The sequence below is a fragment of the Methylobacterium nigriterrae genome, assembly GCF_037106235.1.
Classification (GTDB): Bacteria; Pseudomonadota; Alphaproteobacteria; order Rhizobiales; family Beijerinckiaceae; genus Methylobacterium; species Methylobacterium nigriterrae.
This window is the reverse complement of the sequence record NZ_JBAWTG010000003.1, coordinates 1-19,333: the sequence shown is the minus strand read 5'-3', so window position 1 is coordinate 19,333 and position 19,333 is coordinate 1. Positions and strand designations below refer to the sequence as shown.

General features: G+C 72.9%; 23 protein-coding genes and 1 pseudogene. 5 read left to right on the top strand and 19 right to left on the bottom strand.

The annotated features are described in order from the left end of the window. Positions 1-2 precede the first annotated feature (2 nt). The 10 genes from panC to WDW90_RS02970 form a co-directional block, all read right to left on the bottom strand. Positions 3-863: a pantoate--beta-alanine ligase gene (panC, locus tag WDW90_RS03015; protein WP_336485785.1), complete on the bottom strand. Its 861-nt coding sequence runs from the start codon at positions 861-863 to the stop codon at positions 3-5. 102 nt (positions 864-965) lie between these two features. Next, the gene (locus tag WDW90_RS03010; protein WP_336485784.1) at positions 966-1,310 is read right to left on the bottom strand and encodes a hypothetical protein; all 345 of its coding nucleotides are present in this window, start codon (positions 1,308-1,310) and stop codon (positions 966-968) included. Between the two features lie 57 nt (positions 1,311-1,367). Next, entirely contained in the window at positions 1,368-1,841 is a 474-nt protein-coding gene (ybaK, locus tag WDW90_RS03005) for a Cys-tRNA(Pro) deacylase (RefSeq protein ID WP_336485783.1), read from the bottom strand. A 16-nt stretch (positions 1,842-1,857) separates the two neighbouring features. Beyond that, on the bottom strand, positions 1,858-3,123 hold the full coding sequence (locus WDW90_RS03000) for a hypothetical protein (protein ID WP_431310959.1): 1,266 nt from the start codon (positions 3,121-3,123) through the stop codon (positions 1,858-1,860). After that, the gene (locus WDW90_RS02995) at positions 3,117-4,085 is read right to left on the bottom strand and encodes a tetratricopeptide repeat protein (RefSeq protein WP_431310958.1); all 969 of its coding nucleotides are present in this window, start codon (positions 4,083-4,085) and stop codon (positions 3,117-3,119) included. The genes WDW90_RS03000 and WDW90_RS02995 overlap by 7 nt, the downstream gene beginning before the upstream one ends. Positions 4,086-4,116: 31 nt before the next feature. Then, a complete protein-coding gene (locus tag WDW90_RS02990; RefSeq protein ID WP_336485782.1) occupies positions 4,117-5,046 on the bottom strand; it encodes a vWA domain-containing protein in 930 nt (309 codons plus the stop codon). Next, positions 5,043-6,095 (bottom strand): VWA domain-containing protein, encoded by a 1,053-nt coding sequence (locus tag WDW90_RS02985; protein ID WP_336485781.1) that lies wholly within the window; start codon positions 6,093-6,095, stop codon positions 5,043-5,045. Before WDW90_RS02985 ends, WDW90_RS02990 begins: the two co-directional genes overlap by 4 nt. 32 nt (positions 6,096-6,127) lie before the next feature. Then, positions 6,128-6,595, bottom strand: a complete 468-nt coding sequence (locus WDW90_RS02980; RefSeq protein ID WP_336485780.1) for a DUF4381 domain-containing protein — start codon at positions 6,593-6,595, stop codon at positions 6,128-6,130. 84 nt (positions 6,596-6,679) lie between these two features. Continuing rightward, positions 6,680-7,531 (bottom strand): DUF58 domain-containing protein, encoded by an 852-nt coding sequence (locus WDW90_RS02975; protein ID WP_431310966.1) that lies wholly within the window; start codon positions 7,529-7,531, stop codon positions 6,680-6,682. A gap of 83 nt (positions 7,532-7,614) precedes the next feature. Then, on the bottom strand, positions 7,615-8,583 hold the full coding sequence (locus tag WDW90_RS02970) for an AAA family ATPase (protein ID WP_336485985.1): 969 nt from the start codon (positions 8,581-8,583) through the stop codon (positions 7,615-7,617). Between the two features lie 267 nt (positions 8,584-8,850). Here WDW90_RS02970 and WDW90_RS02965 point away from each other — a divergent pair, with 267 nt between their 5' ends. Both WDW90_RS02965 and WDW90_RS02960 read left to right on the top strand, forming a co-directional pair. Further along, positions 8,851-9,567: an MgtC/SapB family protein gene (locus WDW90_RS02965; RefSeq protein WP_336485778.1), complete on the top strand. Its 717-nt coding sequence runs from the start codon at positions 8,851-8,853 to the stop codon at positions 9,565-9,567. Between the two features lie 124 nt (positions 9,568-9,691). Then, on the top strand, positions 9,692-10,378 hold the full coding sequence (locus WDW90_RS02960; protein ID WP_336485777.1) for an SDR family oxidoreductase: 687 nt from the start codon (positions 9,692-9,694) through the stop codon (positions 10,376-10,378). Between the two features lie 6 nt (positions 10,379-10,384). Here WDW90_RS02960 and WDW90_RS02955 read toward each other — a convergent pair whose 3' ends face one another. Continuing rightward, on the bottom strand, positions 10,385-10,732 hold the full coding sequence (locus tag WDW90_RS02955) for a hypothetical protein (RefSeq protein ID WP_336485776.1): 348 nt from the start codon (positions 10,730-10,732) through the stop codon (positions 10,385-10,387). Between the two features lie 222 nt (positions 10,733-10,954). On the opposite strand from WDW90_RS02955, the gene WDW90_RS02950 reads away from it, so the two are divergent. Further along, positions 10,955-11,896 carry a C40 family peptidase gene (locus WDW90_RS02950; RefSeq protein ID WP_336485775.1) on the top strand — a complete coding sequence of 314 codons (942 nt, stop codon included), beginning with the start codon at positions 10,955-10,957 and terminating at the stop codon, positions 11,894-11,896. Between the two features lie 27 nt (positions 11,897-11,923). On the opposite strand, the gene WDW90_RS02945 is transcribed toward WDW90_RS02950, so the two are convergent. From WDW90_RS02945 to WDW90_RS02920, 6 genes are all read right to left on the bottom strand, one after another. After that, positions 11,924-12,832 carry a phosphorylase family protein gene (locus WDW90_RS02945; RefSeq protein ID WP_336485774.1) on the bottom strand — a complete coding sequence of 303 codons (909 nt, stop codon included), beginning with the start codon at positions 12,830-12,832 and terminating at the stop codon, positions 11,924-11,926. Between the two features lie 51 nt (positions 12,833-12,883). Then, positions 12,884-13,306, bottom strand: coding sequence for a hypothetical protein (locus tag WDW90_RS02940; protein ID WP_336485773.1), 423 nt, complete (start codon positions 13,304-13,306; stop codon positions 12,884-12,886). 287 nt (positions 13,307-13,593) lie between these two features. Next, a complete protein-coding gene (locus WDW90_RS02935; RefSeq protein WP_336485772.1) occupies positions 13,594-14,052 on the bottom strand; it encodes an arsenate-mycothiol transferase ArsC in 459 nt (152 codons plus the stop codon). A 152-nt stretch (positions 14,053-14,204) separates the two neighbouring features. Continuing rightward, positions 14,205-14,684 (bottom strand): UPF0262 family protein, encoded by a 480-nt coding sequence (locus tag WDW90_RS02930; RefSeq protein WP_336485771.1) that lies wholly within the window; start codon positions 14,682-14,684, stop codon positions 14,205-14,207. 92 nt (positions 14,685-14,776) lie between these two features. Then, positions 14,777-16,072 (bottom strand): histidinol dehydrogenase, encoded by a 1,296-nt coding sequence (hisD, locus tag WDW90_RS02925; RefSeq protein ID WP_336485770.1) that lies wholly within the window; start codon positions 16,070-16,072, stop codon positions 14,777-14,779. A gap of 52 nt (positions 16,073-16,124) precedes the next feature. Further along, positions 16,125-16,637: a DUF2948 family protein gene (locus tag WDW90_RS02920; protein WP_336485769.1), complete on the bottom strand. Its 513-nt coding sequence runs from the start codon at positions 16,635-16,637 to the stop codon at positions 16,125-16,127. 177 nt (positions 16,638-16,814) lie between these two features. Here WDW90_RS02920 and WDW90_RS02915 point away from each other — a divergent pair, with 177 nt between their 5' ends. Then, positions 16,815-17,132: a hypothetical protein gene (locus WDW90_RS02915; protein ID WP_336485768.1), complete on the top strand. Its 318-nt coding sequence runs from the start codon at positions 16,815-16,817 to the stop codon at positions 17,130-17,132. Between the two features lie 42 nt (positions 17,133-17,174). Here the strand turns inward: WDW90_RS02915 and murA are convergent, their stop codons facing one another. Next, positions 17,175-18,464 (bottom strand): UDP-N-acetylglucosamine 1-carboxyvinyltransferase, encoded by a 1,290-nt coding sequence (gene murA, locus WDW90_RS02910; RefSeq protein ID WP_336485767.1) that lies wholly within the window; start codon positions 18,462-18,464, stop codon positions 17,175-17,177. A gap of 141 nt (positions 18,465-18,605) precedes the next feature. Further along, positions 18,606-18,776, bottom strand: coding sequence for a hypothetical protein (locus tag WDW90_RS02905; RefSeq protein ID WP_336485766.1), 171 nt, complete (start codon positions 18,774-18,776; stop codon positions 18,606-18,608). Between the two features lie 335 nt (positions 18,777-19,111). On the opposite strand from WDW90_RS02905, the pseudogene WDW90_RS02900 reads away from it, so the two are divergent. Then, positions 19,112-19,333, top strand: a pseudogene (locus WDW90_RS02900) (5-aminolevulinate synthase); the annotation flags it as partial.

Sequence of the window (19,333 nt, the reverse complement as noted above, 5' to 3'; positions counted from 1 at the left end):
GATTAGACGGCTACGTTATCGATGAGGCGCGTGCGGCCGAGATAGGCCGCCGCCAGCAGACGGGCGGGGCGGACGGGCCGCTCCACCCTCTCCAGGGTCTCGGCATCGCGCAATTCGAGGTACTGGACCGGGTTGAAGCCCGCCGCCTCGAGTTCGCGGATCCCCTCCTGCAGGAGCCGCCCGGCCTCGGCGCCCTCCCCCAGGGCAGCGGCGATGCGGGCGAGCACCGCCTGCAGGCGGGGCGCCACCAGCCGCTCCTCCGGGCCGAGGTAGCGGTTGCGCGAGGACAGGGCGAGGCCGTCCGCCTCCCGGATCGTCGGCACGCCCCGGATCTCGACCGCGAGGTCGAGGTCGCGCACCGCCCGGCGAATCACCTGCAATTGCTGGAAATCCTTCTCGCCGAACAGGGCGATGTCGGGCCGGACCTGGTTCAGAAGCTTCGTCACCACGGTGGCGACGCCCGAGAAATGGCCGGGCCGGTAGGCGCCGCACAGGCCCTCGCCGAGGCCCGCCACCTCGATTCGGGTGGAGAAGCCCTGCGGGTACATGGCGGCCACGTCCGGCGTCCAGGCGGCATCGGCGCCGGCTCCCGCCAGCAGCGCGAGGTCGGCCGCGACGTCGCGGGGATAGCGGGAGAAGTCCTCGCTCGGGCCGAACTGCGTCGGGTTCACGAAGATGCTCACCACCGCGCGCCGGCCGATCGCCTTGGCATGCGCCACGAGCGCCAGGTGGCCGGGATGCAGCGCCCCCATGGTGGGGACGAGCACGATGCTCTCGCCCGCGCGGCGCCAGCCCGCGACGGCTTCGCGCAAGGGCCCGAGTTCGGTGAGGTGGAGGGGCGAGGCCGGGTCGGTCGGGGGCAAGGGACTGGCTCCTGACTGGCTCTTGACGGGCCATCGGCGGGCTCGGCCGGTCTTGTAGAGCCGTGCGCGCCCGCGCGCCAGCCCGCGCCTACCCGCCCGCGCCTATCGGCAATAGGGCAGGAGCGGGCGGCCGTACGGATCGTCGACGCCCAGCGGTGGGGTGAAGCCGTAATAGCTCGGCTTCGACAGGCCGTAGGTCGAGCCGACATAGCTCGGGTCGTCGGGCGCGTTGGTGGGCACGGGCACGCGCCGCGGCAGGCAGCCGACGGGGCGGGGCAGGGGCCGCGCGAGGCCGATCACCCGGTCCTCGCCGTCGCCGCGCGGGAAGTAGCGCGGGGCGGCCGGATACGGATACGGGCCCGGCTCGATCTCGACGAGGTCGGCGGCGCGCGGCGATGTGCCCGCCAGCGCGAGGCCGAGCGCCAGCACCCTCCGCAATCCGCCCATGCGCGCCATCCCCGGAAAGCCGCAACCTCGCAGGACGTGGTGAACGGAGGGTTACCGTCAGATCAGGGCCGCGAGCCGCGCCTCCAGCACGGCCACGAGGTCGGCGGGACGCAGCCGCACCTGCAGGCCGCGCCCGCCGCCGTTGAGGTAGATCTCGCCCTCCTCCGGCAGCGAGCCCGCGTCGATGACCACCGGCAGGCGCCGCTTCTGGCCGAGCGGGCTGATGCCGCCGACATGGTAGCCGGTGATGCGCTCGGCCTCCGCCGGTTTCAGCATGGCGGCGGAATTGCCCCCTAGCGCCGCGGCGAGGCGCTTCAGCGCGATCTCGCGGTTCGAGGCCACGAGCACGCAGACGGGCTTGCCGTCGACCTCCGCCATCAGGGTCTTGAGGACGCGCTCCGGCCGGATCCCGAGGGCTTCGGCCGCCTGCAGGCCGATGCGGGGCGCGTCCGGGTCGTAGGCGTAGGCGTGGACGCTGTAGGCGACGCCGGCCCGGTCGAGGGCCTGGGTCGCGCGGGTGGCTCTCGACATGGCGCCTGCGCCCCCGTCAGTGCGCCGCGCGGCCGCCGTCGAGGGGCAGCAAGCGCTCGTCCAGGGCGAGCCCGGCCGGGGCCGGGACCCGCTCCGCGCGCGAGAGGGCGCGGGCGAGACCCGGAAGATCGGGCGCCGGGGCGCCGGCCGGCGCGTAGACGGCACGGTCGAGGGCGGCAAGGCCCGCCGCGACGTCCGGGCGCTCGCGCCAGCGCCGGGCGAGCTCGGGCTCGGCGCCGGCCAGCACGGCCCGGACGGCGGCGGCGTCGCCCGCGGCGGCCGCGCGGCGCAGCGCCCGGCGGCTCGCTGCGTCGAGGCGCAGCCGCCGCCGCCCCGAACCGACGCCGATCAGCGCGAGACCGAGGCCGAAGGCGGCTGCGCCCGCCGCCCCGATCAGCACGGGCGAGGCCGAGATCGCGGGAGGCGCCTCCTCGCGGTCGGGGAGGCCGCCGCCGATCTGGCGGGCGGGGATCTCGGCCTCCCGCATGGTGCGCGACACGGTGTCGAACCACGGGATCGCGATGGCGTCGAGCGGGATCACCTCGTCGATGGCCGGCCGCACGTCCCACTGGTAGGTGGCGCGCGCCACCGGCCCGAGCGGGGTGATGACGGTCTCGCGCGTCACCGGGCCGGCGAAGGTGAGGATGCCGCGCGTGCGCATCACGGGGCGGGGCGGCAGGCCCTCGGCCACCATGCCCTGCGCCTCGACGGTGACGACGCGCCGCGTCGTCTCGCCGACCTTCACGGTCTCGGGATCGGGGCTCCACGAATCCGTGACCGTGACGTCGCGGGCCGGCAGCCACCAGGGCTCCTTGGCGTCGGGGCCGCCGGTCTTCTGCGTCCAGGCCGCCACCGGCAGCGGGACCGGCCGCGAGCGCACGTCGATCACCTTGCGCTCGCCGACGTCGTTGACGGTGAGGCGGTGAACGAACGGGTCGATGGTGAAGTCGCCCGGATGGTGCGGGAAGATCGCGATCACCCGGTCGAACGCGATCGCGCTCTGCCCGTCCGGCAGCTTCGTCCGGCTCCAATGGTCGCGGCCGAGCTGGGTCCAGCTGAAATTCGCGAGCGTCGGCTGGATCACCTCCTCCAGCAGGATCGGCTGCTTGTAGACACCGTGCAGGCGCAGCAGCACCATCTCGCGGGAGAAGGGCGCGGCGTTGCCGTTGAGCTCCGGCGTGACCGTGAAAGTGAGATCACCCGGTTCCATCGCCCGGGCCGCGGCCGTGGGAAGCACGGCGAGCAGGATTACGCCAACGTACAAATTAAGCCGGCTTACCATGGGTTGCTCCCGGCGGGAATGGCGGTGCCGGCCTCGATGCGGCGGGTCTGCTCGGCCTTGAGGCGGAGCTTCAGGTAGCGGCCGGGATCGTCGGGCAGCGTCTGCAGCCAGAGCCGGTCGGGCCGGATCTCGTGCGCCTCGAAGCTCTTCGTGACCCGGCGCACTTCCCGTTCGGGCGCTTCCGCCACCATGGCGGAGCCGTTGCCCTTGCGCCCGCGCCCCGCCGCGTCGCTCGCCGAGCCCCGCGCCTCGCCCTGACCGGAATCGACCGCGACCTGCTCGGCCTTGCCGCGGCGCGAGACCGTGCTGTTGCCGGGCAGCGAGGCGCTCGAGCTCGCCTCCTTGTTGCCGGCTAATCCTTCTCCGCTCGACGTGGCCTGGATGTCGTCGCTCTGGTCCTGGTTCGCGGTGTTGTTGTAGCGCGCGCCGTATTGCGCCGTGCCGTTGGCGACGCCGCCGCCCTTGCCGCGGTCGATCTCCTCGGCGAGCATCCGGGCGATCAGCGAGCGGTTCGCCTGCGCGTCGGCGTCGCGCGGGTTGAACTGCAGCGCCGCATCGTAGGCCGCGATGGCACCCTGGTAATCGCCCGCGCGCGCCAGCGCGTTTCCGAGGTTGTAGGCGTTGCGCCGGCCGCCGTTGCGGAACAGCGCGGCGGCTTCCCGGTGGCGCCCGGCCTCGTAGAGCGCGGGGCCGCGCCAGGCCGGATCGTCGAGGATCGCGGCCGCGGCGCCCGGCAGCCCGACGCCCATCAGCAGGCGGCCGAGCCCGGTGCGCGGCGGCGAGACGAGGGCCAGCGCCAGGATGCCGCCCCCGGCGATCGCGAGGCCGCCGATCCGCGCCCAGCGCCGCCAGCGGCGCGAGAAGCCGAGGGCGAGCCCCGGCAGGCCCCGCAGAATGCCGGCCCGCGAGGCGCTTCCCTGCAAAACGCTTCCCCGAAGGTCGGTCATGCGCTCCTGGATCATGCGGCGCGCTCCGAGATTCGATCCTGGCCCATCAGGCGCTCCGGCGGAACAGGAGGAGGGCGGGCAGGGCCGCGAGCAGCAGGAGCCAGCGGCCGAGATCGGCATAGGCCAGGACGGTGTAGCCGCCGGCCGCGAGGTGCCTGGCCGTGCTCGCCCCGACCGCGTCGAGGACGGGCGCGGGCGCGGTGACGTCGGCGGCCGTGCCGCCGCCGGCCCGCGCCAGCGTCTCGAGGGCGGTGCGGTCGGGCTTCGGCACCCCCGCGGGCAGAGGGCGGGCGGCCGGCACGAACACGGCCTGCAGCTGCCAGCCCCTCGCGCGCATCGCCGCGCTCTCGCGCATCGCCGCCTCGCCGATGCCGTCGCCGTCGCTGATCAGCACCACGTCGGCCGCGACGACGCCCGCCTCGGCGAGCGTGCGCCGGGCGAGCGCCAAGCCCCGCTCGGGGTGGCTGCCGCGGTCCGGCACCGTGTCGGCGTCGAGCGCGAACAGCGTGGTGGCGAAGCTCTCGCGGTCGGTGGTCGGCGGAATCGCGAGATAGGCGTCGCCCGCGTAGACCACGAGGGCGACCGAGCGGGTGCCGGCGGCCTCGGCGATGCCCTGGGCCACCTGCCGCACCTCCTTGAGGGCACCGCCCTCCGTGACCGAGCGGGAGAGGTCGGCGACGATCACGGTGGCGTCGAGGTTGCGGAAGGTCGCGGTGTCGCGGCGCTCCACGGCGGGGCCGGTCAGCGCCAGCGCGATGAGCGCCGCGGCGACCGCCGCCGCGCGATTCGCCTGCCGCCGCCCGCCGAGCACGGCACCGCGTCGGGCGAGGAGCGCCATCAAGGCGGGGTCGACCACCCGCGCCCAGTCGCCGAGCGGCGCCGCCCGCCACGCCGCCCGCAGGACCAGCAGGCCGACGAGCGGGATCGCGGCGAACCACCAGGGGCGGAGCAGGGTGACGGCGTCGAGGAGGCTCATGCCCCCCTCCGGGTCGCCAGGAGCCACCCGGCGCAGAGGAGCGCCAGCGCCGCCGGCCAGGGCCAGAAGTCGCGCCGGATCGGCAGGGGAGGGGCCTTGGCGCGACCGCCCTCCAGGGCATCGATGGCGTCCGCCACCGCGATCAGGTCGTCGGTGGTCTTCACCCGGAAGGACTTGCCGCCGCTCACCGTGGCCATCTCCCGCAGGGTCTCGACGTCGACCACGTCCTGCTCGCCGTCCGCGTCGGCGAGGTCGCGAGGCCCGAGCGCGATGGTGTAGACCTTGATGCCGAGGTCGCGGGCGAGCTCCGCCACGTCGGTGGGCCTCGTCTGGCCCGCATTGTTGGCCCCGTCCGAGAGCAGGATCACCACCTTGGCGGTGGAGGGCGGGGGCTGCCTGGCCTCGCCGCCGGCCTCCTTGGCCGCGTCCTTGCCCGCCCCCCTGGGATCGAGGCGGCGCAGCGCGAGGCCGAGGCCGTCGCCGATGCCGGTCGAGCGGCCGACGAGGCCGATCGTCGACTCTTCCAGCGCGTGCGCGACGGTGGCGGTGTCGAAGCTCGGGCTCGCCGCGACGTAGGCCTGGTCGGCGAAGATGACGAGGCCGATGCGGTCGCCGGCCCGGCGGCGGATGAAGTCCGCGCCGACGCGCTTCACCGCGGCGAGGCGCGACACGGTCTGTCCGTCGAGGGCGAAGTCGCGCCGCTCCATCGAGCCGGACAGGTCCATGGCGATCATGATCTCGCGGCCCGAGGCGGGCAGGGCGGTCGCCGAGAGCACGAGGCGCGGGCCCGCGAGCGCCGCCACGAGGGCGGCCCAGAGGGTCCAGATCAGCCAGGTGCGGCGCCGGCCCCGCGCCGCGATGTCGGCGGCCGAGGGCGCGCGGGCCACAACGGAGGCCGGCACGCGCAGGGCCCCGCTGCCGCCGGCGGCCTCCGCGGGCATCAGGCGGGCGGCGATGAGCGGCAGCGGCAGCAGGAGGAGCGCGAGCGGGCTCGCGAGGTCGAAGGCGGAGGCGAGGGCCGTGGCCCAGCCGGGCAGGAGGGCGCTCATGGAACGATGCTCATGGGGCGAGGCTCATGGGCTCAGGCCCTGATCCGGGCGAGAAGGCGCGCGAGTTCCGCGTCGATTACCCCCGCGTCGGCTGCGGCCGGGCGCCGGTAGAGTCCGTCGACGAGGACGCGGCCGGCGCCCCGGCTGAAGAAGTCGGTGGCGAAGAGCCGGTCGAGGCGTGCGGCCCAGGCCTCGCCGCGCTCGGAGGCCGCCGCCTCTCCCTCCAGCGTCCGGGCGACCCGGCGCAGGAGCCGGGCCTGCGCCACGAGGCGCGCCTCCGGCGCCAGCGCGCGGGTCGCCGCGAAGTCCCGCAGGGCGGCGCGGCAGACGGTCGCCCGCATCCGGGCGCGCAGGGCGCGGACCAGGCCGACCAGAAGCGCGGCGGCGAAGCCGAGCGCCACCGCCACCACGACCTCGCCCTGGATGGCGCCGGCCGCGTTCGCCGGAAGGTGCAGGCCGCGGAGCTGGTCGAGGCTCGCGGGCGCGTCGGCCGGGTTCATGCGGGCCTCCGGGGGGCGGGCGCGCGTCGCGCGTACGGGGAGGGCCGCGCGGGCGGGGAGGGCGCGTGCGGCGCCCGGCGCGGCTCACAGCACCGCATCGAGGCGCTCCATCAGGGGGGCGTAGGCTTCGGGGCCGGCCTCGACGTCGAGGCGCAGGCCCTCGATGCCGCGCTGCGCGTAGCCGGCGAGGCGCTCGTCGGCGCCGGGATGGGCCGCGCGGGCCGCCTGCACGGTGCCGCGGCGGCCGTCCGGCGTGGCGAAGGGGTAGAAGCCGGGCGGGCGGCCGCGCTCGAAGGCGTCGCTGACGAGGAGGAGGCGGATCGACAGGCGCTCGGCCAGCACCGTGAGGAGGTGGTCGAAATCGGGGCCCGGCGCGTCGAGCGCGCTCGCGATGACGAGGTGGCCGCCCGAGGGCAGCAGGCTCTGGGCGACGCTCAGCAGGGCGTCGAGGGGCGGGTCCGCGATGTCGGGCGCCGCGAGCGCCCTGGCATGCGCGAGGGCGAGCGCCCCCGTCACGGCCGTCATGGCCCGCTCGCCGCCGGCCGGGCGGATGGCGGCGGGCTCGCCCGCGCTGCCGACCGCGAGGCCGACGCGCCCGCCATCGCCGACGACCCGCCAGCCGAGGAGCGTCAGCGCCTCGGCCGCCGCCACCGAGCGCAGCGCCCGCCTCGTGCCGAACAGCATCGAGGGCCGGAAATCGGCGAGCAGCACCACGGCGCGGTCGCGCTCGTCGTGGTGGGTGCGCACGTGCAGCACGCCGGTGCGGGCGGTGGCGTTGCGGTCGATGTGGCGGCGGTCGTCGCCCTCCGACCACAGGCGCACGTCGTCGGGCTCGGAGCCGCGCCCGCGCCGCCGCGTGACGATGCCGCCGGGCAGGCCCGCCAGCGTGCGGGTCGCCGGCGATACGCCGCGGCGGGCGAGGTGGCGCAGGCCCATCAGAACCTCGCCGGACAGGTGGATGCCCGGGGCCTCGAACGGGTCGGCGGGGGATGAGGGGCCCGAGGACATCGCCGCGCTCCTCAGAGCGCCCGCACCCGCTGCACGAGCCCCTCGATGATGCCGCGCGCGGTGCGCCCCTCGGCGGCGGCCCGCCAGGTCAGGCCGATCCGGTGGCTCAGCGCGTCGACCGCGAGGTCGGCCACGTCCTCCGGGACGACGTGGTCGCGCCCGTGCAGGTAGGCGCGGGCCTTGCCGGCCACCATCAGCGCGAGCGTGCCGCGCGGGGAGGCGGGGTGCTCGATCGCCGCGCGGAGGTCGGGGGCCGCCGCGTCGCTGCGGGTGCCGGCGACGAGCCGCACGAGATAATCCTTGAGCGCGGGCGACACGTAGGTCCTCAGCGCCGCCTCGCGGGCGGCCCGGATCTCGGCCACCGAGAGCTTCACGGGCATCGCCTCGGCGTGGTGGTTCAGCTCGCCCTCGACGAGGTCGAGGATGCGCCGCTCGGAGGCCTCGTCGGGCATGTCGACGACGACGTGGAGCAGGAAGCGGTCGAGCTGGGCCTCGGGCAGCGGGAAGGTGCCGGCATGCTCGATCGGGTTCTGCGTCGCCACCACCATGAAGGGATCGGGCAGGGGATGGGTGTGGCCCGAGACCGTGATCTGGCCCTCGGCCATTGCCTCGAGCAGCGCCGATTGCACCTTCGGGGGCGCCCGGTTGACCTCGTCCACCAGGATCAGCGAGTGGAACAGGGGGCCGGGCAGGAACTCGAAGGTGCCGCTGTCCTGGCGCCACACGGTGGTGCCCGTCAGGTCGGCGGGCATCAGGTCGGGGGTGCACTGGACGCGCGCGAAGGAACCGTCGAGCCCGTCCGACAGGCGCTTGACCGCCCGCGTCTTGGCAAGGCCCGGCGCGCCCTCGATCAGGAGGTGACCGCCCGTGAGGAGCCCGATCAGCAGGCGCTCGACGAGGCCCGTGCAGCCGATCAGCCCGTGCTCCAGCCCCTCGCGCAGCGCGTGGATGCGGGCGCGCAGGGCCTCGTCCGTCCCCATCGCGGCCGGCCGCTCGGCGAGGGTGGCGCCGCTCACGGGCGGGACTCCGTCACGGGGGCTGAAACCGGCATTCGACGCGTCTCCTCAACGGGTTCTTAGACGACCCATAGGTCTCATCCGTGTGCCCGCTGGCCGGGGGGAGCGTCAATCCCGCGCGCAATCGAATGGCGCGGCACGGGCCTTTCGCCCCGGGATTTCGGCGGCTCCGCGCGGGGGCCTGCGCGCACGTGTCACGGTTCCGTCACGGGCGCCCGACAGGAAGGCGCGATGACCGGCCTGCTCGCCTCCCCGATCCCCGAGAGCCTCAATTCCGCGATCAGCCTGATCGTGGCCTTCGTGCTCGGCACCCTGATCGGGGCCGAGCGGCAGTACCGGCAGCGCACGGCGGGCCTGCGCACCAACGTGCTGGTGGCGATCGGCGCGGCGGCCTTCGTGGATCTCGGCATGCGGCTCGAAGGGGCGGCGGGCGGCACCCGCACCGTCGCCTACGTGATCTCGGGCGTCGGGTTCCTGGGCGCCGGCGTCATCATGAAGGAGGGCATGAACGTGCGGGGCCTCAACACGGCCGCGACGCTCTGGTGCTCGGCCGCGGTCGGGGCCTTCGCGGGGGCCGACCTGCCGCTCGAGGCCGGCTTCGTGACGGCGGCGGTGCTCTCCGGCAACACGCTGCTGCGGCCCCTCGTCAACGCCATCAACCGGGCGCCGATAGACGAGAGCGCCACGGAGGCGACCTACGAGGTGCAGGTGACGACGGCCCCCGAGGCGGCGGGCCCGGCCCGCGACCTGCTGGTCGAACGGCTCGAGGCGGCGAGCTACCCGGTCGGCGGGATCGAGGTGGTGGAGCGCGGCGAGGAGGCGGTCGAGGTCGTCGCGACCCTGATGGCGACCGCCGTGGAGGCGGAGGAGCTCGACGCCGTCACGGCGGCGCTGGCACGCGCGCCCGGCATCCGCCACGCCACCTGGTCGGTGCAGACGGCCGATTGAGAGGAGCGCGTGCGCGGCCGCACGGGACGGGACCGGCCGCGCCTTCCCGCGCCGGGCCCGCGCCCCAACCTCCCGTCCCGCAGGAGCGGCCCTCGCGGGCACCCGGCTCCGGGAGACGACCATCATGTCCGAACAGCAGAAGAGCGCGCTCATCGTCGGGGCCTCGCGCGGCCTCGGGCTCGGCCTCGTCGAGACCTTCGCGGGGCGCGGCTGGCGCGTGACGGCGACGCAGCGCTCGCCTTCGCCCGGCCTCGCCCGGCTCGCCTCGGATTCCGTGCGGGTCGAGACCGTCGACATCGACGACGATTCGGCCGTGGCAACCCTCCGCGACCGGCTCGGGGGCGAGACCTTCGACCTGATCTTCGTGGTGGCGGGCGTCGCCACCCAGGCGCACGAGCCGCTCCACGCCGTGCCGCGCGCGGTCGCGGCCCAGGTCTATCTGACGAACGCCGTGAGCCCGATCCGCTTGGCGGAAGCGTTTCGCGAATCCGTGCGGCCGGGAGGAACCCTCGCGCTGATGAGCTCGGTGCTCGGCAGCGTGGCGCTCAACGAATCGGGCGGCTGGGAGACCTACCGGGCCAGCAAGGCGGCGCTCAACACCTACGCGCGCAGCTTCGAGATCCGCCACCGCGACGCGGGTCTCGGCGTCCTGCTGATGCATCCGGGCTGGGTCCGCACCGACATGGGGGGCGCGGAGGCCGACATCGACGTGGCGACGAGCGTCGCCGGCATGGCCGACGTGATCGAGGGCCGGCTCGGCCGCAGCGGCGTCGCCTATCTCGATTACCGGGGCGAGACGCTCGCCTGGTGAGGCGCGTCAGCGGCGCCCGTCGAAGGGCGGGCGGCCGCGGCGCTCGACCACCACGGGCGCCCGCGTGCGGCGCTCGACGATGACGGTGCGGGGCGCCCGGCTCGGGCTCGCCGGGCCGAGGATGCGCTCGGGCGCCCGCTCGAAGCGGGGCTCGGGCTTCGGGCGCTCGGCCGCCAGCACGTGCGGGCGCACCTCGTCGGGCGGCAGGCCGATCAGGCCGGCGGCGATCTCGACCTGCTGCTCCAGGTCGTCGGCGAGATCCTGCGCGGCCATGACGGCTTCGGCGATCGTGGGCGGCTCGCGGCGCACGCGAATCGGCGGCAGGTCGGCTTGGGATCTCGGTGTCTTCTTCACGGCTCGGCTCACGCTCGTCATCGCTCGACCATACAGCTTCGCGGGGATTTGTGCACTGCATCGGAACGCAGCCGTCCCACCCGTGCAGCGCAACGACCGAGTCGGATGCAGGATGCATTCCAGACTCTCCCGCTTGCCAGGACATGGGTTAAGGCCGAGCGGAATTGATTTGCCGGACGCGGCCATTGCCGGCCCGCCGGCCGGCGCGCTACGGCTGTCGCCATGACCGACGCTCCCGTCACCGACGCTCCCGTCACCGGCGCGCGCTCCGTCGACGCGCGCTCCGTCGACGCGCGCTCCGTCGACGCGCCTTCCGCGCGCGATCCCCGCCTCACCCCGGCGCGGCCGGATCTCGCCGACATCGCCCTGCAGGGGTCCGTCGCGGCCGAGCGCTTCGTGGCGCCCGAACCGCGCCGCGTGCGCGTTCCGTCCGCGCCCCTGCGGCGCGCCCCGCGGGAGGATGCGGGCATCGATACCGAGGCGGTGATGGGCGAGGCGGTGCGGCTCTACGAGGAACGGGACGGCCATGCCTATGTCCAGCTCGTGCGGGACGGATATGTCGGCTACCTGCCGGCCGCGAGCCTCGGGCCGGCCGAGCCCGCGCCGACCCACCGGGTGCGGGCGCTGCGCACCTTCCTGTACCCGGCACCCGACCTGAAACGCCCGAATCGCGGGCATCTCGGGCTCGGCGCGGCCTTCGCGGCTGAGGGGCGGGAGGGCGACTATCTCCGGCTCGCCGGCGATGCCTACGTCTTCGCGCCCCATTGCGAGGCGGCCGGCTGGCGCGAGCCCGACTACGCGGCGACCGCCGAGCGGCTCGTCGGCACCCCCTATCTCTGGGGCGGGCGCACCAGCCTCGGGCTCGACTGCTCCGGCCTCGTCCAGCTCGCCCTCGACCTCGCGGGGCTGCCCTGCCCGCGCGACGCCGACCAGCAGGAGCGGGGCCTCGGCCGCGCCCTGCCCCTCGACCTCGGGCAGCTTCGCCGTGGCGACCTCGTGTTCTGGCGCGGGCATGTGGGCCTGATGCTCGACGCCGAGCGGCTGATCCACGCCAACGGGCATCACATGGCCGTGGCGGTCGAGCCCCTCGTCGTCGCGGTAGCCCGCATCCTGGAGAAGAGCTACGGTCCCGTCACCGGCTTGCGGCGCCTCGCGGCCTCCTGACGGGACGCGCGGATCTCGCCGGATCCGTCAGACCGCGGCGTGGTCCGCCTCGTACTCGACGATGCGCTGGAGCAGCGCCGCCGCCACGATCGCCGCGTTCCGGACCGCCTTCTTCCAGCCCTCGGGACGGCCCTCCGTCTCGGCCTTGCGGCCGGCATAGTCGGAGATGCCCCGGATCATCAGCCCGGAGCACGAACTGCCGACGCCCGATCCCCGGGTCGCGTCGATCGCCTTGAAGAAGCCGTAGGATTCCATGTCGATGATGGCGGCCTTGCGGAGGTTCCGGTGGGTGTTGGTGGTGATGAACTCCCGGTAGGAGATGCTGTCGACCACCATCCCGCACGAGAAGATGTCGATGTCGTCGTGCACCTTCGGCTGGCGGAGCGCGTAGGATTTTCCCCCGAGGGCGATGGCCTCGCCGCTGCCCCGCTCCAGCGCGATCCCGTCGATCTCGAGCGCCGCGATCACCGTCAGCGCGTCCTCCGAGCAATCGACCGTCGCCAGATCGGAGATGAGGGCGTTGCTCTGCAGGATGAACTCCTGGAAGTCGCCCGCGGCGGCGCGCTCCTCGAAGTCGCGCTGGCCGGCCTCGCTGATCTTCTCGTAGACGCGGCTGATCGCCTTCCGGGGGATGACGACGTCGCCGATCTGCACCTCGTGGGGCTTCAGGCTCGCCGCCGTGCCGAGGAAGATCATGATCGCGGGCTGGGACAGGGTGATGAGCTGTCCCGTGCGGACCGCCGCGCTCATGTGACCCATCGCGCTGCAGGTGGCGACGCGGATGGTCGCGTCTTCCGACAGACGATAGACATGGTCCGTGTATAGGTGCCCCCGTACCCTGTCGAACTTCTCGTCGAAGATCTTGATGACTTGGCGCAATTCTTCCGTCTTTGCGCAGAGCAGACAGAACTTATTGTGACGGAGATTCGCCGTCATTGCATTCCCCCGGAATTTCTTATGTATTTTGGATAGAGGTGGCTGGCGTGATTACTTCTTGAATATGATCTCGCCGCCAAGCTGGATCTGCGTTATGCCAAGATTTTCGTAAACTTCCATCGACTCCTGCGATGTAAGAAATTCCTGAATTTCTGCCTTGCCGCCATAATTTTTATTATGAAATACGAAGAAAACTTTTATACAGGCCGGTATTTGCTTGACGATTTCGGTGTAAATTCCCAATCCGTCTAGGACATGTTGTTGAAACAGATGAACTCTTCCGCCGCTGAATTTCGTGAAGGACCCTGAGAACACGACGATGAGGTCACATCGGCTCCGCGTGAAGCTGATCGGTCGCCCGGCCAAGAGGGAGACGAGGCCGGCCCTCACGCGCCGGCTGTTCTCCTCAGGATCCCAGGCCGGCTCTATTTCGTCCGCATCGGCAATATCAAGTGTCATATCGAACGCTGCCACCGGCAAAGACGGGTAACTGTCTCGCTTCGACCAAGGTTCCAAGCTCAGGGCCCGTGCGGTTTACGACAAATCTTGAAAAACCGCCTTTTCGAGACTGATTCGCAGCTAAGGAGCAAGACTTGGACGAGGCAAGTCGGGCCGATCAAATTCCGGTCGATAAAGCCTTACTGTCGCAAATTTGTGTAGGCCCCGGACCGTCGGCCGCGGAGGCGGCTTTCCGGGCATCGGCGTTCGGAGCGTCCGTGCCGCGCGAATCGGGCCGGCGTTAGGGCAGGGCCCGCGGCGCCTCAGCTCTTGAGCCGGCTCTTGATCCGGTAGGTCAGGCCGTCGCGCACGTCGCGGTAGCCGTCGAGGCGCTGCTCGCGGCTGCCTTCCTGCAGCACGGTCGGGTCGGGGGTCGGCCAGTATTCCACGTCGGCCGCGAGCGTGCGGGTGAGCTCGAGGGCCGCGTGGTGGGCCTCGGGTGCGAGCGTGACGATGAGGTCGAAATTCACCCCCTCCCACTCCTCGAGCTGCTCGAGGGTGCGGGGCCGGTGGCGGCCGGCATCGATGCCGATCTCGTCCAGCGCCGCGATCATGAACGGATCGGCCGGCTCGCCCGAGCGCACGCCGGCCGACTGCACGTAGATCGACTTGCCGAAATAGTGGCGCGCGATCGCCTCCGCCGCGAGCGAGCGCACGGCGTTGAAATTGCACATGAACAGGACCGACTGAACCCGCTTCTTCTTCGGGGCTGCGGGATCCATCTCCGGGCTCGCTCCAGAGCATTGTCCGCCGAACTGGCCACCGGTTCGGCGCGAGAAAATGCGATACTGTCTAGGGTTGGAGTGTTTTTCATGATCCGGGGATCATGGACAACACCCGGGCGGGCGATGCGGGAGGCGCATCGCCACGCCGCTCAGCCCTTCCAGTGAAGGGCGAAGATGAGCGTGAACAGCCGCCGCGCCGTGTCGTGGTCGAGGTCGACCTTGCCGTCGAGGCGCTGCTTCAGGGTCTCGGACGCCTCGTTGTGCAGCCCGCGCCGGCCCATGTCGATGGCCTCGATCTGGGTCGGCGAGGCGGTGCGGATGGCGTTGTAGTAGCTCTCGCAGATCATCTCGTAGTCGCGGATGACCCGGCGGAACGGCGTCAGCGACAGGAGATGCGTGATCACGGGCTCGCCCTCCGGCGTCGTGATCGCGAAGGACAGCTTGTTCTCGACGAGGCCGAGGCTGAGCGCGTAGGGGCCCTCGCGGCCCGGGATGACGAAGCGGTTGTCCTCCAGGATGTCGAAGATCGCGATGGCGCGCTCGTGCTCCTGGTCGGGGTTGCCGCGCCCGATCGAATCCTCGTCGAGGGTCACCGCCGCGAGGCGGTCCTTGCCCTTCGCCTCGCTCATGCGGATGCCTCAGTCCCCTCGCATGCGGCGGCGTCCCGCCTCTCCGCCGAGGCCGGGGGAGATCGCCGCCATCTCGCTCAAGCTCGCCAGTATCACAGGTTCAGGCGGATCGCGACGGAGCGGGCATGGCCTTCCAGCCCCTCCGAGCGGCCGAGCGCGATGGCGGCGGGGCCGAGCGCGCGGAGCGCCTCCGGGCCGCAGCGCAGGATCGAGGTGCGCTTCATGAAGTCGATGACCCCGAGCCCCGAGGAGAACCGGGCCGAGCGGGCGGTCGGCAGCACGTGATTCGGGCCGCCGACATAGTCGCCGATCGCCTCCGGCGTGTGCGAGCCGAGGAAGATCGCGCCGGCATTGCGGATCCGCGCGGCGAGCGCGTCGGCGTCCCGTGTCTCGATCTCGAGATGCTCGGGCGCGAGCCTGTCGACGAGTGGCACGGCCTCGTCGAAGTCCCGCACCCGGATGATGGCGCCGTAGTCGCGCCAGCTCGCGCGGGCGATCTCGGCCCGGGGGAGGGTGGCGAGCGCCCGCTCGACGGCGTCCTCGGCGGCCCGCGCGAGCGCCGCGCTGTCCGTGATCAGGATCGATTGCGCGGCCGTGTCGTGCTCGGCCTGGGCCAGGAGATCGGCCGCGATCCAGTCCGGGTTGGCCTCGCCGTCGGCGAGGATCAGGACCTCGGAGGGCCCGGCGATCATGTCGATGCCGACCTGCCCGAACACCCGTCGCTTGGCCGCCGCCACCCAGGCATTGCCGGGGCCGACGATCTTGGCGACCGGCGCGATCGTCTCGGTGCCGTAGGCGAGCGCCGCGACCGCCTGGGCGCCGCCGACCCGGTAGACCTCGTGAACGCCCGACAGGCGCGCCGCGGCGAGCACCAGCGGGTTCACCCGGCCCTCCGGCATCGGCACCGCCATGACGATGCGGGGCACCCCGGCCACGCGGGCCGGCACCGCGTTCATCAGCACGGAGGAGGGATAGCTCGCGGTGCCGCCCGGCACGTAGAGGCCGACCGATTCGAGCGCCGTCCAGCGCCAGCCCGCCGTGACCCCGAGGGCGTCGGTCGCCCGATGGTCCCGCGGGACCTGCGCCCGGTGGAAGCTCTCGATCCGCTCGGCGGCGAGGGTCAGCGCGTCGAGCGCCTCGGCCGGGCAGGCGGCGAGCGCCTCCGCGATCTCGTCCTCGCCGACGCGCAGCCGCGCCGCGCCGAACGCGTCGCCGAGCCGGTCGAAGCGGCGCGTGTAGTCGACGAGGGCCGCGTCGCCGCCCGCCTGGACGCCCGCGATGATGCCCCGCACCGTCTCGTCGACATCCTCCGAGATCTCGCGCTTGACGGTGAGCAGGCGCGCGAAGTCCTGCGCGAAGTCGGGGGAGGTGCTGTCGAGGCGGACCATCGGGTGCGAGCCGTGCTGAGCGTTGAGGGAGGAGCGCTGGCGGGCCGAGGCCTCAGGCCGGCGCGTTGCGCGCAGGATCCTGGAGCTTGGGATCTTGGAGCGCGGGATCTTGGAGTGCAGGATCTTGCGTCGGGCCCTGCGGATCGTGTGCCGGGCGCTCCTGCGCCTCCCAGACGGGGCCGAGATCCTTCAGGCGCACCTCGACGCACTCGACCTCGAGGCGGATCGCGGCGCCGCCGGCGAAGACCAGGGTGACGGCGCCGGACGGCGCGTCGCCCGGCTCGAAGGTGACGGCGAGCAGGCTCAGGGTCGCGTCCGCGTGCCGGCCCGGCGCGATGCCGCGGGTGCGCACGCCGAGCACCCGCTCGAAATGCACGCCGGCGAGCCGCCGTCGGGGAGGCTCGCCGGGGCCGGCCGACCAGTCGAAGCGGCGCACGCACAGCACGAAGCGGTGCTCGGCCGCGAGATAGGTGAGATCGCCCGCCCGCAGGATCGCGTCCTGCAGGTGGGCCGAGATGATGGTCAGGTCCTCGGGATCGAGGGCGGCGAGCTTGAGAAGCTCCATGGCGCGGGTGTCCGGCTCCGGTGCGGGTGGCCCGCTTGTCGGGTGCGGGCGGGGCGGCTGGGGCGTAGGTAGCGAGGCGATCCCGCTCCGGCAACCGGCGGCCGGGCCTCAGTCGCCGTTCATCTGGCGGGCGCTATCCCGTACGGCGAGGAACGGTTCGATCACGGAGACTGGACAGTGAAGCGCATCACGCTCGCGGCGATCGCCGCCCTGACGCTCGGGACGACGCTCGGCGCGGCCGGGGCAAGCGCCCAGTATTACGGCGACGATTACGGCGGGCCCCGCCGCTACGAGCGCCGCTACGACGAGGATCGCTACGAGCGCCGCCGCTACGACGAGGACCGGTTCGAGCGCCGCCGCGATTTCGGCGGCCGCCGCAGCAGCATCTGCGTCACCGCCCGCGGCAATTGCGTGACCCGGCCGGCTCCCTACAACTCGGCCTGCGGCTGCGAGGTGCCGGGCTTCGGCTTCAAGCGCGGCCAGATCGGCGGCTGAGCGGTCGCGCCGCCTCGTGCGGAGGCGGCGGCGCCTCCGCCGTCAGGCGCGCACGCGCCGGATCTCGGCGCCGCAGCGGCCGAGCTTGGCCTCCAGCGCCTCGAAGCCGCGGTCGAGGTGGTAGACCCGGTTGATCTGGGTCTCGCCCTCGGCGGCGAGGCCCGCGATGACGAGCGACACCGAGGCGCGCAGGTCCGTCGCCATCACGGGCGCGCCCTTGAGGCGCTCCACGCCCTCGACGATGGCGAGGTCGCCCTCGAGCCGGATCCTGGCGCCGAGGCGGGCGAGCTCCTGCACGTGCATGAAGCGGTTCTCGAAGATGGTCTCGCGGATGTGCGAGCGGCCCTTGGCGAGCGTCATCAGGGCCATGAACTGCGCCTGCAGGTCGGTGGGGAAGCCCGGGAACGGGTCGGTCGTCACGTCGACGGCCGCGATCCCGGCGCCGTTGCGGCGGACGCGGATGCCGTCGGCCGTGGAGGTCACCTCCGCGCCCGTGGTGGCGAGCACGTCGAGGGCGGAGTGGAGCAGGTCCGGGCGGGTGTTCTCCAGGATCACGTCGCCGCCCGTCATGGCGACCGCCATCGCGTAGGTCCCGGTCTCGATCCGGTCCGGCAGGACCTCGTGGCGGGCGCCGTGCAGGCGCGAGACGCCCTCGACCACGATGCGGGGCGTGCCCGCGCCCTCGATGCGCGCGCCCATCTTGTTGAGGCACTCGGCGAGGTCGGCCACCTCGGGCTCGCGGGCGGCGTTCTCGATCACGGTGGTGCCGTAGGCCAGCGCCGCCGCCATCAGCGCCACGTGCGTGCCCCCGACCGTGACCTTGGGGAAGGCGATCTCGCCGCCGCGCAGGCCGTTCTTGGTCTTGGCCACGACGTATCCGCCGTCGATCTCGATCTGCGCGCCGAGGCGCTCAAGGGCCATGATCAGGAGGTCGACGGGCCGCGTGCCGATGGCGCAGCCGCCGGGCAGCGACACCTTGGCCTCGCCGAAGCGGGCGAGCAGCGGCGCCACCACCCAGAAGCTCGCCCGCATGGTCGAGACGAGCTCGTAGGGGGCGATGGTGTCGATCACGTTCGAGGCGGTGAGCCGGATGGTCTGGCCGGTCTCCGAGGTCTGGCCCGGGCGCTTGCCCACCACCATGTGGTCGACGCCGTGGTTGCCGAGGATGCGCAGCAGGGAGGCGATGTCGGCGAGCCGCGGCACGTTGACGAGTTCCAGCGTCTCGCCCGTCATCAGGCTCGCGATCATCAGGGGCAGGGCCGCGTTCTTGGCGCCCGAGATCGGGATCACGCCGTTGAGCGGCGCGCCGCCGGTGATGTGGATGCGGTCCATGTCGGTCCTCTCGCGCGCCGGCCCGTTCTCGGGTCGTCGGCGCCGGTCATTCCCCTCGGGGGCACGTGCTCGCGCCCCGGCGTTACGGCCCCGTATAGGGCAGTTTTGGCGGAATGAGGACCGGGTAGATTCGGGCCGCCGTCACGGCTCGCCCGGCGGGTCGGGCTCCGGCTGCGGGGCGGGATCGAGGGCGCTGGCCCGCTTGTCGGGCGCCTCCGCCCGGCCGCGCCCCTGCGCCTTGCGCCGTTTCAGGTTGTCCCGAAGCGCAGCCTTCAGGCGCTCGTTGCGGGATTCGTTCGGCTTCGTGCTCATGATACGCGACCCATCGTCGCCAGGGGCTCGAATCCGCTTTGCCGGAACCGCATCGCGGATGCAAAGCAGGGATGTCGGATCCCAGCTTGAACCGATTCCAAATCCGCCTGTATCCTGCCCCCGACGCCGCCCGATAGACGGTTGCCCAGGAAACCGCTCCGAGGAAACCTCTCCAAGGAACCCCCTCCCTCTGATGCGCGATCGGGCGGGGCCACCGTCAAGGCCCCGCGCGCCGAGGGCCCGACAGCGAGCGGGCCCCGACCGCGACGATCCCGCCCCGGGCCGCCCATACGGCCGTCCGGGCAGCCACGCGAAGGACGAGCCCCTTGAACCGGATGCCCGACACGACGATTCCCGACACGCGCCCGGCTCAAGACACCAGGCAAGGCGCTGGGCAAGGCGCTGGGCAAGGCGCTGGGCAAGCCACCAGAACCGACTACGAGGGCCATTTCCGCACCGCGCTCGACCGCCTGCACGGCGAGCGCCGCTACCGCGTCTTCGCCGATATCGAGCGCATCTCGGGCCGCTTCCCGGCCGCCAACTGGCGCCGGCCGGAC

Bases quoted from the DNA above. Each gene is read 5' to 3' on its own strand.
- WDW90_RS03010 (WP_336485784.1), bottom strand. From the start codon at position 1,310: ATGGGCGGATTGCGGAGGGTGCTGGCGCTCGGCCTCGCGCTGGCGGGC.
- ybaK (WP_336485783.1), bottom strand. From the start codon at position 1,841: ATGTCGAGAGCCACCCGCGCGACCCAGGCCCTCGACCGGGCCGGCGTC.
- WDW90_RS03000 (WP_431310959.1), bottom strand. From the start codon at position 3,123: ATGGTAAGCCGGCTTAATTTGTACGTTGGCGTAATCCTGCTCGCCGTG.
- WDW90_RS02995 (WP_431310958.1), bottom strand. From the start codon at position 4,085: ATGATCCAGGAGCGCATGACCGACCTTCGGGGAAGCGTTTTGCAGGGA.
- WDW90_RS02990 (WP_336485782.1), bottom strand. From the start codon at position 5,046: ATGAGCCTCCTCGACGCCGTCACCCTGCTCCGCCCCTGGTGGTTCGCC.
- WDW90_RS02985 (WP_336485781.1), bottom strand. From the start codon at position 6,095: ATGAGCGCCCTCCTGCCCGGCTGGGCCACGGCCCTCGCCTCCGCCTTC.
- WDW90_RS02980 (WP_336485780.1), bottom strand. From the start codon at position 6,595: ATGAACCCGGCCGACGCGCCCGCGAGCCTCGACCAGCTCCGCGGCCTG.
- WDW90_RS02975 (WP_431310966.1), bottom strand. From the start codon at position 7,531: ATGGGCCTGCGCCACCTCGCCCGCCGCGGCGTATCGCCGGCGACCCGC.
- WDW90_RS02970 (WP_336485985.1), bottom strand. From the start codon at position 8,583: ATGGGGACGGACGAGGCCCTGCGCGCCCGCATCCACGCGCTGCGCGAG.
- WDW90_RS02965 (WP_336485778.1), top strand. From the start codon at position 8,851: ATGACCGGCCTGCTCGCCTCCCCGATCCCCGAGAGCCTCAATTCCGCG.
- WDW90_RS02960 (WP_336485777.1), top strand. From the start codon at position 9,692: ATGTCCGAACAGCAGAAGAGCGCGCTCATCGTCGGGGCCTCGCGCGGC.
- WDW90_RS02950 (WP_336485775.1), top strand. From the start codon at position 10,955: ATGACCGACGCTCCCGTCACCGACGCTCCCGTCACCGGCGCGCGCTCC.
- WDW90_RS02945 (WP_336485774.1), bottom strand. From the start codon at position 12,832: ATGACGGCGAATCTCCGTCACAATAAGTTCTGTCTGCTCTGCGCAAAG.
- WDW90_RS02935 (WP_336485772.1), bottom strand. From the start codon at position 14,052: ATGGATCCCGCAGCCCCGAAGAAGAAGCGGGTTCAGTCGGTCCTGTTC.
- WDW90_RS02930 (WP_336485771.1), bottom strand. From the start codon at position 14,684: ATGAGCGAGGCGAAGGGCAAGGACCGCCTCGCGGCGGTGACCCTCGAC.
- hisD (WP_336485770.1), bottom strand. From the start codon at position 16,072: ATGGTCCGCCTCGACAGCACCTCCCCCGACTTCGCGCAGGACTTCGCG.
- WDW90_RS02920 (WP_336485769.1), bottom strand. From the start codon at position 16,637: ATGGAGCTTCTCAAGCTCGCCGCCCTCGATCCCGAGGACCTGACCATC.
- murA (WP_336485767.1), bottom strand. From the start codon at position 18,464: ATGGACCGCATCCACATCACCGGCGGCGCGCCGCTCAACGGCGTGATC.
- WDW90_RS02905 (WP_336485766.1), bottom strand. From the start codon at position 18,776: ATGAGCACGAAGCCGAACGAATCCCGCAACGAGCGCCTGAAGGCTGCG.